Genomic DNA, 13,487 nt, shown 5'->3' with positions numbered 1-13,487 from the left:
TTCCATTTTATTTTATCACAAATTATTTCCTAATTTAATGATATTTCTTCCAATCTATTTTCAAATTTCTTCAATATTTCTTTTTTTATTTTTTCATTTTCATAATTATTAAGTTTTGGATCTTCACTTATTATATATCTAGCCTCTTGTTGAGCTATTTTCAATATTTTCATATGCTTAAATATATTAGCTACTTTTAGCTCTGGCAACCCATGTTGTCTTGTTCCAAAGAACTCACCTGGACCCCTAATCTCAAGGTCTTTTTCTGAGATTTTAAATCCATCTGTTGTTTCTTCCATGATGGACATTCTTTGAGAGCACACTTCTGATTTAGACGAATAGATCAATATACAATAAGACTTATGACTTCCTCTACCAACTCTACCTCTTAACTGATGTAGTTGAGCTAATCCAAATCGTTCTGCATTTTCAATTATCATAAGGGTTGCATTAGGTACATTTACTCCAACTTCAATAACAGTTGTCGATACTAGTATATCTAATTCTTTGTTCTTAAATTTTTTCATTGTTTCATCTTTTTCACTAGGTTTCATTTTACCATGCAAAAGACCTAATCTCAAGTCACTAAAAAATTCACTCTTTAGCTCCTCTACTAAATCTACAGCAGCCTTAGCCTCTATAGCTTCACTTTCTTCTACCAAAGGGCATACTATATAAACTTGTCTACCCTTTTGAACTTCAGACCTTACTAAACTATTATACGCTTTTTCCCTCTTATCCTTATACACAGCTAAAGTTTCAATAGGTTGTCTTCCTGGTGGAAGTTCATCAATTATAGATATATCTAAATCTCCATACAAGATTAAGGCTAAAGTTCTAGGAATTGGAGTAGCTGTCATAACCAAAATATCAGGATTATATCCTTTTTCAGAAAGTTTATTTCTTTGTCTAACTCCAAATCTATGTTGTTCGTCGGTTATTACTATTCCTAAGTTGTTAAACTCCACCTTATCTTCTATAAGCGCATGCGTTCCAATTAAAATATCAATTTCATTCTCTTTTACTCTTTGTAATACATTCTCTTTTTGTTTTTTCGTTAAACTACCTACCAGTAATCCTACATTAATTCCAAACGGTGATAGCGTTTCATTTAAAGATATAAAGTGTTGTTCTGCTAATATCTCAGTAGGTGCCATCAAAGCCCCTTGATAGCCATTTAAAACACAATTTGCCAATGCTAAAAGTGCTACTACTGTTTTACCACTTCCTACATCTCCTTGAACCAATCTATTCATTACTTTTTCACAGTTCATATCATCAATAATTTCATTTAATGCTCGATTTTGCGCGTTTGTAAGTTTAAATGGTAAAGAGTTTAAGATTTTAACAAGATTTTGCTCTTTTTCGAACTTAACACCACATTTTTCAGTAACACCATTTTTGAATAGAAATAGCCCTAGCTGAAGCATTAAAAATTCTTCAAATACTAATCTGTATAGTGCTACTTTTAAACTTTCTTTATTAGTCGGCGAATGTATATTTTTAACTGCAAAATCAATACTGCAAAGTTTATACTTTTGTATAATTTTATTTGGAAGGTATTCCTTAATATAAATTTGCTCATTACTAAAAACAGTTTTTACTATGTTTATAAGCTCTTTATTTGTTAATCCATAGGTCAATGGGTATATAGGCATTATTCCACATGTATTTTTAGGATTGTTGCTCATTTGTTCAACTTCACAAGAACTCATCTCAATTCCATAAGAAGTTTTCTTAACCTTTCCAAATACAAATACAGTATCTCCTTTTTTCAAAGTAGAACTTATATACTCTTGGTTAAAAAATACTAATCTAGCGAAACCCGTTTCATCCCTTACTCCTACTTTAGTTATCACTAGACCCTTTCTAACATTAGACGTCTCTATACTACTTACAATAGCTCTTATAGTTACTTTTTCTTCATCTTTTAGTTCAAATATTTTTCTTAGATTATTTCTATCTTCATATTGTCTCGGAAAATAAAAAAGCAAGTCAGATACAGTAAATATACCTAATTTACTTAGTTTATTAGCACGTTTTGGACCAATTCCTTTTACATATTTAATTTCTTTATTTAAATTATTCATATTTATCACCCTAAAAAAAATCCTGTATAATTTAACTTACCTAATAGTAAGATTATACAGGATTTCTGAAATATTATTCAACAGATATTAAATAATAGTATATTGGCTGGCCGCCATAATAAAGTTCTATATCTATATCTTCGTATTTTTCTTCTAATATCGATTTAAACTCGTTAGCTTCTTCTTCAGTTACTTCTTCTCCATAGAATAAAGTTATAATTGCGCTGTCTTCGTCTACTAATTTTTCTATTAATCCTAAAGTTATATCTTCTTTCTTTTCTCCTGCCGATAATAGCTTTCCTTCACCTATTCCTATGAAGTTTCCTTCTTTTACTTCTATATCATTCATAACAGTATCTCTAACTGCATAAGTAACTTGCCCTGATTTTACCATTGATAAAGCTTCTACCATTGTAGCTTCATTTTCTTCAACACTTGCATCAGCATTAAAACTTACAAGAGAAGTAAATCCTTGTGGTACGTTTTTACTTGGTATAACTATTATGTTTTTGTCACTTAATGCTTTAGCTTGGTTTGCAGCCATTATTATATTACTATTGTTTGGGAGTATTATAATATTTTCTGCATTTATAGACTCTATAGCTTTCATGAAATCCTCTGTACTAGGATTCATTGTTTGCCCACCTTCTATTATGTAGTCAACTCCAAAGTCTTTAAATATATCTGCCAATCCACTACCCATTGATGTAGCTATAAACCCGTATTCCTTAGCAGGTTCTTCTGATACTGCTGTCTGATTTTCAACTAAAATATTTTCATGCTGAACTTTCATGTTCTCTATTTTTATAGTAACTAATTGTCCATATTTTAAAGCCTCTTGAAGTACTGCTCCAGGTTCATTAGTATGAACATGAACTTTTATTAACCCTTCATCTCCAACTACCGCTAAACTGTCTCCATAATCTAGCATTATATCTCTGATTTTGTCATAAGTTACTTTATTGCTTTCTAATATAAATTCTGTGCAATAGGCAAACTTTATATCATCAGTGTTTATTTCACCTTGTGCAACTTCTACTGAAGAGGAATTTGAAGATCCAGATCCATTAGCTGTAATCATATTACCTTTTAATGCTTCATACATACCTTCATATATAAGTACTAATCCTTTACCACCTGAATCAACAACTCCAGCATCTTTTAAGTTTTTAAGTAAATCCGGAGTCCTATCTAAAGACTCGTTAGCTTCTTTTATAACTAACTCTAAAAATTTCAGGATATCTTGCTCTTTTTTAGCAGCTTTGATAGCGTACTCTCCACTTTCTCTAACTACTGTTAATATAGTCCCTTCTATTGGTCTTATAACAGCCTTATACGCTGTATCTGATCCATTTTTAAATGCTTGAGCTAAATCCATAGAACTTAGTTTTTCTTTTCCTTCTATAGATTTTGTAAACCCTCTTATTATTTGAGATAATATAACACCTGAGTTTCCTCTAGCTCCCATTAAAGACCCTTTTGCTAAAGACTTACCTATATTAGTTATATCATCATCACTAACTTTTGATAATTCTTTCATAGCATAAGATATCGTAAGAGACATATTTGTACCTGTGTCTCCATCTGGAACTGGGAACACGTTCAGTTTATCTACATAATCTTTACTGTTTTGAAGATTATTTGCACCAGAGACAAACATGTCTCTTAAATTTTTCCCATCAATATATTGAATCATATTTTTCCTCCTAAATTACTTAACTCGTATACCTTGAACATTAACATCTATTTTACTTACTTTTAACGCAGTTATTTTCTCAATTGTATATTTTACTTTATCTATTATGTTATTTGCAACAGTTGATATATTTGTTCCATATTGCATTATTACGTAAAGCTCTATAGCTATACTGCCGTCTTCTAGTTCTTGTACGCTAACACCTTTAGTAGCATTTTCTCCTTTTAATAGTTCAACTATGCCTTTTGTCTTATATGCTAGTCCTACTAATCCATAACTTTCCATAGCAGATTGATATACTATTTGTGCTATAACATGCTTGTCTATTTCTATTGTTCCAAATTCGTTGTTTATTTTAGCGCTCATGGTTTGACCCCCTAAAATTATTTTTAATTTTATTTTTAACTTTAATATTTACTTTATATAGAATTATATATATAATTTTATATGATAACAAGAATTTCTTCAATATGTGTAAGACAAATATATATTTCTATTGCATTTTTTAGAGATTTATGTTAATATAAACTGTGTTTTCAGTGTTATAGTTATCATTTAAGGAGGTGTACGTAAAATGGCAAAGGTATGTAACGTATGTGGTAAAGGTAAAGTTTCAGGAAACCAAGTGAGCCACTCAAATAAACATAGCAGAAGAACTTGGTCTGCTAACTTAAGAAACGTTAGAGCGATAATAGATGGTACTCCAAAGAGAATAAAAGTTTGTACTAGATGTTTACGTTCTGGAAAAGTTGAAAGAGCTTAGTTTTAGTAAAAAAGCCTACACGCAGTAGGCTTTTATTTTTTTGTCTCAAGACTATTTTTTTCTCATAAAAAAAACTATTATCTTGGATAAAAATTTTGGACATTTAACAGTTATTACCTTCATTCCAATATCCCCCTTAAAAATAATATTTATTTTACATAAATAACATTACTCCACACCCTATAAGGACAATAGCTAGTAGTATCATCCACATCCAATTTGGAAGTATCAACGCTAAAATTACAGTTAATCCCGTTGCTAAGCATAAAATTCCAAGTAAATTTCTGTATTGATTCCTCAAACTATTCCCTCCTATAAATAACTTCCTACAATATCATATTCATGATTTCTTTTCTTTAATACAAATTACTAAAAATAGGCCAAGCTATACGATATTTTATTAAAAATATAGAGCCAGCATAGCTTAAACTATACTGGCTCTATATTTTTAACTATCAACAAAGTTCCTTTCTCGACAGTTATTCTACATTTATCACTTTCCATTACATTTGATACACCTATCGGATCTCCATATTCTATAGTTGCATCTTTAAGTGGGTATTCAAGACCTTCCAGAGTTATACCTGTCGTATCTCCATTAACAGGTATAACAGATATCGTATCTCCTTTTTTACCGAATATATCGATATACTCACTTTCTATCATATGTAAATCTTCTTTATTGTTTTTTATTACAGGATTTAACCCTAATTTTTTTATATAATACATAAGGTTTATATTAGCAATAGTATGGTCTATACGCCCTCCTAATGCCCCTAGAAGGTCTATATCAACAACCCCTAATCCTTTAGCTAAATGTATACATAATTGAGTATCTGTTTCGTTTTTTCTTTCAGGGAATTTTTTAAAATCCACACCTTTTTCTTTGAAGTAGTTTTTAACTTTTAATTCTAAAGAATCTAAATCTCCTAATATATAATCCGGAACTACTTCTATTTTATATAAAAAATTAGCTCCTCCATCTGCACAGATTATATAATCGTAATTTTCTTTATCAATTGTCTTTTTTAAAAAGTTTAAATCTTCTATTTTACCGTTTAATAAAATACACGCTTTCATAATATCCTCTTACTTAGATGCATTTAACCTGAACTCTTTAACAGTAGCTTCTATATCATCACTATTAAATATAGCTGAGCCTGCTACTATAACATTAGCTCCTGCTTTTACAACTTCGCTCACGTTTGAAGGTTTTATTCCTCCATCAACTTGTATATCTACATCTAATCCTTTTTCATCTATTAATGTTTTTAACTCTTTTATTTTATCTACCATAGTTCCTATAAATGATTGTCCCCCAAACCCTGGATTAACTGTCATTATAAGTACCATGTCTATATCATTTAGTATATATTTAATATTTTCTATAGGAGTTGCTGGGTTTAATGCAACACCAGCTTTAACATTAAATGATTTAATATTTTGTATAGTTCTATGTAAATGAGTACAAGCCTCTTCATGAACTACTATCATATCACATCCAGCATCTACAAAATCCTTTATGTAGTTATCTGGATTCTCTATCATTAAATGAGCATCAAATACCATATTTACATCTTTTCTTAATGATTTAACAATAGCTGGACCTAAAGTTATATTCGGAACAAAATGTCCATCCATAACATCTATATGTAAATATTCACAACCTGCTCTTTCCACTTTCTTAACATCCTCTAATAACCTTGCAAAATCTGCTGATAAAATTGATGGTGCCATCTTTATCATTTTTAATACCTCCTCTTTGATTGTCTCTTTTCTTTTAGCAATTGTAAGTAGCTTTCATATCTTTCTTTAGCTATTTTACTTTCATTTACCCCTTCTTTAACTCCACATATAGGCTCATTTTCATGCATACATCTTCCTCCGAATTTGCATCCATCTGAAAACTCATCAAATTCTATGAAGTATTCCTTTAATTCATCTTCTTCTATATCATCTAAAGTTAATGAACTAAATCCAGGAGTATCTGCTACCATACCTCCACATTCTAGCTTTAAAAGCTCTGCATGTCTTGTTGTATGTTTTCCTCTTTTTATTTTATCACTAACTTCACCTGTTTGCAGTTGAAATTTACTATCTATATTATTTAATAAAGTTGATTTTCCTACTCCAGAAGGACCCGCAAATACAACTATATTGCCTTTTAATTCCTCTTTTACCTTATCTATATTTATTTTAGCTTCATTACTAACGGGTATTACTTTGTAACCACTCGTTTCATATATACTTTTTAATTTGTTTAGTTCTTCATCTGTAGCTAAATCAGCCTTTGTAAGTACTATAACAATATCTAAAGATTCTCTTTCTGCTAAAACTATAAATCTATCTAGCAATGATAAATTTGGATTTGGATTTTTTATAGCAAATACAATTATCGCTTTATTTACATTAGCTATTGGAGGTCTTACTAATTCTGTATCTCTATCCTCTATTTCTTCAAGTACACCTTTTTTATTTTCCTCATCAATTATGTTTATTTTTACATTATCTCCTACTAAAGGAGTAATTTTTTCTTTTCTAAATATACCTCTAGCTCTACATTCGTATACCCCTTGATTTGTGTCTATATAATAAAATCCCCCAATACCTTTTGTAATAATTCCTTCTATCATTTAATTCCTCCTATAAAATTTAGTTAAACTTATAATTAATATTATCTATATTAATTTACATAAATATTACAAAAAAGTCCAATAATTATTAATCATTGGACTTTTTATAATTATTATTTATTACATGTTTAATTTGAAGTACTAATGTTTTGTTACATTACTCGCACTTTGATGATCTGCAGCTTGAGAGGGAGTTTCTGAATTTCCCGTTCCTGTCCCTGAATTATTTCCTCCTTCACTTGGATTAGTTGTTTCTTCTCCATCTGGATTAGTTGTTCCTCCTTCATTCCCAGATCCTCCTGTCCCTGGGTCAGTTGGTTTTTCTGGTTCTGTTGGTTTTTCTGGTTCTGTTGGTTGCTCTGGTTCTGTTGGTTGCTCTGGTTCTGTTGGCTCTTCAGGTTTAGGTTCTGGCTTTTGTTGAGGTCCTTTACTAACTTCTAAGATTACCTTATCTCCTGGTTTTATATTTCCAGAACTTGGAGATTGAGATAGAACTATATCTTTAGCTTCGTTACTATCTACATATTTAGAAGTAAATTGTAGTTTATTTTCTTTTAAAATATTTTCAGCTTCTCCTAACGTTTTACCTACGACATTTGGTATAGAAGCTTGATTTTGACCCTTACTTATAGTAACAGTAATTGTATCTCCTGGATTAACTGGAGTTCCAGCATTTGGAGTTTGTGATATTACATGATTTTTCTCAACACTATCACTATATTCTTCTATACTAACCCTTACATTTAATCCCAAATCATCAGCTTTCTTTTGTGCTTCATCAAGTGCCATATTTATTAAATTCGGAGCAGTTCCTTCTGCTGTATCCTTATTTTTAAATCCTAAAGCAATTTTAGCTATAACTGCGATTTGTATTATAAGCACCAAGGTTAAGACTATAGCTGCTATTTTCCATCTTTTTTTACTTTTAGGATTATCCTCTTTTTTATTCTTTTTCTTATTTTTTCTTGAAGAAGATTTAGTAGGAACTACATTGTCTAGTTCTTCTTCTACTTCATCATCTTCATATATATTTTGTGGTTTAGTTTCTGCTAATTTTAAAGCTTTATTTAACTCAGCTTCATCTATTTTCTGAGTAGCATAATTATCATATTCTTTTATAAAATCTAAATCTATATTTTTTTCTATATACTCGATATCTTCTATTAATTCATCTGCACCTTGATATCTATCATCACTAGACTTTGAAGTCAGTTTCTTTATTATATTCCTAACACTTTGAGGGATAGCAACTTTTTCTTCTTGAGTAAACTCTATCTCTTCATTTATATGTTGAAGTGCTATAGATATAGGACTTTCTCCCGTAAAAGGAACTCTTCCTATTATCATTTCGTATAGAACTATGCCTAAAGAATATAAGTCGGTTGTGTTTGAAACGAATTTACCTTTAGCTTGTTCTGGAGAAAAATAGTGCACAGAACCTATTACACTTCCAGTACTTGTTATAGTTGAACTCGATACAGCCTTAGCTATACCAAAGTCAGCAACTTTAACAATTCTACCTTCATTAGATATAAGTATGTTATGAGGTTTTATATCTCTATGTATAATCCCCTTTCTGTGTGCCGCACCTAATGCCTTTGCTATTTGCTTAGCTATATCTAATGCTGTATATTCATCTAAAGTACCTTCATTTTTTATTATATCTTTTAAGTTTTGTCCTTCTATTAGCTCCATTACTATGTAATGAACTTTTCCATCTTCTCCTACATCATATACATTTACAATATTAGGATGAGAAAGACTTGCAACGGCTTCGGCTTCTCTTTTAAATTTAGTTAAAAATTCTTCATCATCCACAAACTCCGGTCTTAAAACCTTTATGGCTACAGTTCTGTTTAAAAGCTTATCTCTAGCTTCATATACAAAAGCCATACCTCCATCGCCTATTTTTTTAATAATTTCATATCTATTACCTAAAACTGTTTCTCCCACTATATCACCATCCTAATTATAATTAACTAATATAACCGATACATTGTCTTTCCCTGATAGTTCATTAGCCTTATTTATTAAATTTTCAGCTATAACTTCTACTTCCTCATCTTTAGATATAATTTCATTTATTTCACTTTTATCTACAAATCCTGTTAATCCATCAGTAGCTAATAAAACTTTATCATCTTTATTGATATCTTTTTTATAAATATCAACGAGTATAATTTGTTCCGTTCCAAGAGCTCTTGTTATAATATTTCTATTTGGATGTGTTTTTGCTTCTTCTTCAGTTATAGCATGTTTTTCTATAAGTTCTTCGACTAAGGAATGATCTTTTGTAATTTTTTCAAACTCTCCATCATGTAGCATATAACATCTACTATCTCCTACATTCGCAATATACACTTTGCCTTTATGTATTATTACAGTTGTTAATGTAGTTCCCATACCAGTACATATTTCATCATCTTTAGACTTTTTGTATATTATAGAGTTTACGTTATTATAAGCTTGTTTAAGAATATCATCTATATAATTTATTTTTACAAATTCATTTTGAACCAAGTTATTTTTCAAAAATTTCACTATATTTTCTACAGCTAATTCACTTGCAACTTCACCCTTATTATGGCCACCCATACCGTCAGCTATTGCAAATATTCCTATATCTCCCGAATTTGTTGATATAATTTCACCTTTGCAATAGTCTTCGTTATTTTTTCTTATTCTTCCAATATGGGAAATACAACTATATTTCATAATTTTCCCCCTTCATCTATTTGTGTTTTCTTCTTAATTGACCACAAGCTCCATTTATATCCGCTCCCATTTCTCTTCTTATAGTAGCTGGTATATTTTTTTCATTTAACATATCTCTAAATTTATATACATAAGTTTTATCTGGTTTTTCATAATCTCTTTCTTCCACTTTGTTTATAGGTATTAAATTAACATGACATAACATACCCTTTAAAATTTTAGATAATTGATTAGCATCATCTATAGAGTCATTCACACCTTTTATTAATGAATACTCAAACGTAACCCTTCTATTAGTACTTTCTATATAGTATTTACACGCATCTATAACTTCTTTTATTGAATATGCATTTGCTATTGGCATTATCTCTTTTCTTGATTTATCAAAAGGAGAATGCAGTGACAACGCTAAATTTATAGGAATTTTCAAATCTGCTAATTCATACATTTTAGGAACTACTCCACATGTTGATAATGTAATATGTCTATATCCTATATTAAGCCCATTCTTTTCATTTACTAGTTTTAAAAACTGCTTAGTATTATCAAAGTTATCAAGAGGCTCACCACTTCCCATCAATACAATATTTGACACTCTTTTACCTATATCCTCTTGAATTTGTATTATTTGATCTAATATTTCCCAAGGTTCTAAATTTCTTAGTAATCCATCTATAGTAGATGCGCAAAATCTACATCCCATTCTACATCCAACTTGATTTGATATACATACGGTTACGCCATGTTCATATTCCATCATTACACTTTCTATTATATTCCCATCATTAAGTAAAAATAAATACTTTCTAGTTCCATCAATTTTAGATTCTAATTTTAATTCAACATCTAAATTTCCTATATATGAAACCTCCTCTAATTTTTCCCTTAGAGCTTTTGGTATATTATTCATATCATCAAAAGATTTTGCTCCTTTATAAATCCAGCTAAATATTTGAGATCCTCTAAAAGCTTTCTCTCCTATACTTTTTAAAAACTCTTTTATTTCTTCTTCAGTTAAATTTTTTAAACATGTCTTATTATCCATATAATTGCCTACCTTACTCTCTTAAGTTTTGCTATAAAAAATCCATCCATCCCGTGTATATTTGGATAAATTTTTATATATCCTTTATCTTGATTATCTAAATCAATCTTAACTTCATCAATAGGTTCTAATTCAAATTTTTCATTATCTTGTAAGAATTTATTAATTATATCTATATTTTCTTCATCATGTATAGTACAAGTACTATATATTAAGTGACCACCAACTTTAACATACTTAGCTGCATTATTTAAAATAGTGCCTTGTATAACCGGTAAGTCTTTAATTTCTTCTTCTTTTTTAAACTTTATCTCTGGTTTTCTTTTTATTATTCCCATTCCAGAACAAGGAACATCCGATACTACATAATCGAATTTACCTATACTATTTCCATCTATTTCTAAGGCATCGAAATTTTCTACTTTTACATTTTTTAGTCCCAGTCTTCTAACAGTATTGTTTATAAGTTTTAGTTTATGTTCAAATACATCTCTTGCTATAACTTGTCCAGTGTTATTCATTAAAGTAGCTAAATGTGTTGTTTTACCTCCTGGTGCACTGCACATATCTAAAACTAAACTACCTTCTTTAGGATTAGTTACTTTACCTACAAGCATAGAACTTATATCTTGAACTGTGAAAAGACCATCCTTAAATAACTTATTTCCTTCTATATTTTTAAGATTTTGTACCATTATAGCTTCATCAATTCCATTAACTTTACTGCATACAATTCCTTGAGCCTTTAACTTTTCGATTAATTCTTCTTTGCTTATTTTAGTTGTATTTACTCTTATATATAAATTAGGTTTTTCAGAATTAGCTTCTAATAAATCCTCTGTAAATTCTTCTCCAAATACATTCATCCACTTTTGAATTATCCATGGGCTATATGAATACTTTATAGATAAAGTATCTACCTTATTTTCTTTTTCTATATCCATTATAGTCTCTTTGTTTCTTAGTACATTTCTAAGTATAGCATTCACAAATCCAGATGACTTTTTATCATATTTTTTAATAAGAGAAACGCTCTCGTTTACTGCTGCATGCTCTTTTATGCTATCTAAAAATAGTATTTGATAAATTCCTAACCATAATGATATTTTAACATAGGTTGACATTTTTTTGGATTTTATCTTAGATAATTTATCTATTATATAATTTAAATAATATTTATTTTCTATAATTCCATAAATAAGTTCTGTTGCAAGACCTTTTTCCTGATCACTTATATTTACGTTTTTAAAATTTTTGTTAATAGATAAATTTGAATAATTTTTATTTCTTTCTATATCGTATAGTGTTTTAAATGCTAATTCTCTTGCGTTCATTAAATACCTCCATATATTTAAATAGAAAAAGTCCTAGAAACCCCTAGGACAATCTCTATTAATCATCACGTCTTTGTGATATTGCAATTAATCTTAATAATTGAAGCACTGATGCTAATGCTGCTGCAACATATGTCAAAGCAGCTGCTGTTAGTACTTCTCTCCCTTGTTTTATCTCTTTTCCTTCTAATATACCTTCATTCCCAATTTGAACCATAGCTCTACTAGATGCATTGAATTCTACTGGTAAGGTAATTATTTGGAATAATACAGATGCTGAAAATAATAATATCCCAATTTTTAAGAAAGGACCTGTCATAAATAATCCTATGAATATTAAAAACCAAGATATATTAGACGCAAAATTTACTACAGGAACTAAACTGCTTCTCATTTGAAGAGGCGCATATCCCTTAGCATGTTGAATTGCATGCCCACATTCATGTGCTGCAACCGAAACAGAAGTAATAGATGTCCCATAGTAAACATCTTGTGATAACCTAACTACATTACTTCTTGGATCATAGTGGTCACTAAGACTTCCTCTAACCATTTCAACATTAACATTATAAAGTCCATTTGCATCTAATATTTTTCTAGCCGTTTGTTCTCCTGTATAACCTAATCTACTTTGAACTCTAAAATATCTACTTGTTGTACTACTTACTTTGAACTGAGCATACATAGTAAATAATATACCTGGTATTAAAATAAACAATGTCGGATCAAACATATATCCATAGCCATAGTGCATCATATTTAACACTCTCCTATAAAGAATTTTATTGCATTTTCAACTTCATTTGCATCAATTTTTGTATCTACGCAAGGCCCATTAGGTCTTTTGTTAAATACTCCTAAAACTGGTACTTGTCTTATATCTTGTACTCCTGCAGTTAAATCTCTTTCGCAAGCTACAGCAACTACAGCCTTAGGTCTAGTTTCTTTTATTTTCTTTCTAGCTAATGTACCTCCAGTTGCTATAAATACATGTACATTGTACTTATCTTGTAAATCTATTAAATCTTTTACATTACAAAGTCCACAACTTTTGCAGTTTCTTACATTTGTAGTTATCTTTAACTTACATTCACTTTTTTGAATACAATGTGGTATTAAAATAAGTATGTCTTCAGCCTTTATCTTATACCTATTACTATATATATAATTATTATTTAATTTTATATATACTTTTCTTATTTCATCTTTAG

The 13,487-nt window shown here is 29.6% G+C and carries 14 protein-coding genes; 1 reads left to right on the top strand and 13 read right to left on the bottom strand.

Going from position 1 to position 13,487, the window contains the following annotated elements; genetic code table 11:
- Window positions 1-29: 29 nt before the first annotated feature.
- The 3 genes from recG to VN21_RS00500 all read right to left on the bottom strand — a co-directional run bounded on the left by recG (window position 30) and on the right by VN21_RS00500 (window position 4,152).
- The gene (recG, locus tag VN21_RS00510; protein ID WP_046821544.1) at window positions 30-2,090 is read right to left on the bottom strand and encodes an ATP-dependent DNA helicase RecG; all 2,061 of its coding nucleotides are present in this window, start codon (window positions 2,088-2,090) and stop codon (window positions 30-32) included.
- Window positions 2,091-2,163: 73 nt separating this feature from the next.
- Window positions 2,164-3,786 (bottom strand): DAK2 domain-containing protein, encoded by a 1,623-nt coding sequence (locus tag VN21_RS00505; protein WP_046821543.1) that lies wholly within the window; start codon window positions 3,784-3,786, stop codon window positions 2,164-2,166.
- 15 nt (window positions 3,787-3,801) lie between these two features.
- Window positions 3,802-4,152, bottom strand: coding sequence for an Asp23/Gls24 family envelope stress response protein (locus VN21_RS00500; RefSeq protein WP_046821542.1), 351 nt, complete (start codon window positions 4,150-4,152; stop codon window positions 3,802-3,804).
- 208 nt (window positions 4,153-4,360) lie between these two features.
- Between VN21_RS00500 and rpmB the strand changes: the two genes are divergently transcribed.
- Complete coding sequence (gene rpmB, locus VN21_RS00495) at window positions 4,361-4,549, top strand: 50S ribosomal protein L28 (protein WP_021122933.1); 189 nt, start codon at window positions 4,361-4,363, stop codon at window positions 4,547-4,549.
- 154 nt (window positions 4,550-4,703) lie between these two features.
- Here rpmB and VN21_RS00490 read toward each other — a convergent pair whose 3' ends face one another.
- The 10 genes from VN21_RS00490 to VN21_RS00445 all read right to left on the bottom strand — a co-directional run.
- On the bottom strand, window positions 4,704-4,850 hold the full coding sequence (locus VN21_RS00490; protein ID WP_021430102.1) for a hypothetical protein: 147 nt from the start codon (window positions 4,848-4,850) through the stop codon (window positions 4,704-4,706).
- Between the two features lie 128 nt (window positions 4,851-4,978).
- Window positions 4,979-5,629, bottom strand: a complete 651-nt coding sequence (locus tag VN21_RS00485; protein ID WP_046821541.1) for a thiamine diphosphokinase — start codon at window positions 5,627-5,629, stop codon at window positions 4,979-4,981.
- Window positions 5,630-5,638: 9 nt separating this feature from the next.
- On the bottom strand, window positions 5,639-6,295 hold the full coding sequence (gene rpe, locus VN21_RS00480; RefSeq protein WP_046821540.1) for a ribulose-phosphate 3-epimerase: 657 nt from the start codon (window positions 6,293-6,295) through the stop codon (window positions 5,639-5,641).
- A gap of 2 nt (window positions 6,296-6,297) precedes the next feature.
- Window positions 6,298-7,182: a ribosome small subunit-dependent GTPase A gene (gene rsgA / locus VN21_RS00475; RefSeq protein WP_046821539.1), complete on the bottom strand. Its 885-nt coding sequence runs from the start codon at window positions 7,180-7,182 to the stop codon at window positions 6,298-6,300.
- Window positions 7,183-7,323: 141 nt separating this feature from the next.
- A complete protein-coding gene (gene pknB, locus VN21_RS00470) occupies window positions 7,324-9,135 on the bottom strand; it encodes a Stk1 family PASTA domain-containing Ser/Thr kinase (protein WP_046821538.1) in 1,812 nt (603 codons plus the stop codon).
- A gap of 12 nt (window positions 9,136-9,147) precedes the next feature.
- Entirely contained in the window at window positions 9,148-9,897 is a 750-nt protein-coding gene (locus VN21_RS00465; protein WP_046821537.1) for a Stp1/IreP family PP2C-type Ser/Thr phosphatase, read from the bottom strand.
- Between the two features lie 16 nt (window positions 9,898-9,913).
- Window positions 9,914-10,942 (bottom strand): 23S rRNA (adenine(2503)-C(2))-methyltransferase RlmN, encoded by a 1,029-nt coding sequence (rlmN, locus tag VN21_RS00460; protein WP_046821536.1) that lies wholly within the window; start codon window positions 10,940-10,942, stop codon window positions 9,914-9,916.
- Window positions 10,943-10,950: 8 nt separating this feature from the next.
- Complete coding sequence (gene rsmB, locus VN21_RS00455; RefSeq protein WP_046821535.1) at window positions 10,951-12,276, bottom strand: 16S rRNA (cytosine(967)-C(5))-methyltransferase RsmB; 1,326 nt, start codon at window positions 12,274-12,276, stop codon at window positions 10,951-10,953.
- A 58-nt stretch (window positions 12,277-12,334) separates the two neighbouring features.
- On the bottom strand, window positions 12,335-13,033 hold the full coding sequence (locus tag VN21_RS00450; protein ID WP_408633616.1) for a zinc metallopeptidase: 699 nt from the start codon (window positions 13,031-13,033) through the stop codon (window positions 12,335-12,337).
- 2 nt (window positions 13,034-13,035) lie between these two features.
- Window positions 13,036-13,487 (bottom strand): DUF116 domain-containing protein (locus VN21_RS00445; RefSeq protein ID WP_046821534.1); only part of this gene is annotated, 452 nt, incomplete at its 5' end.

The sequence above is a fragment of the Paraclostridium benzoelyticum genome (assembly GCF_001006285.1).
Classification (GTDB): Bacteria; Bacillota; Clostridia; order Peptostreptococcales; family Peptostreptococcaceae; genus Paraclostridium; species Paraclostridium benzoelyticum.
The sequence above is the reverse complement of the archived record's forward strand: the minus strand, read 5'-3'. Positions and strand labels throughout refer to the sequence as shown.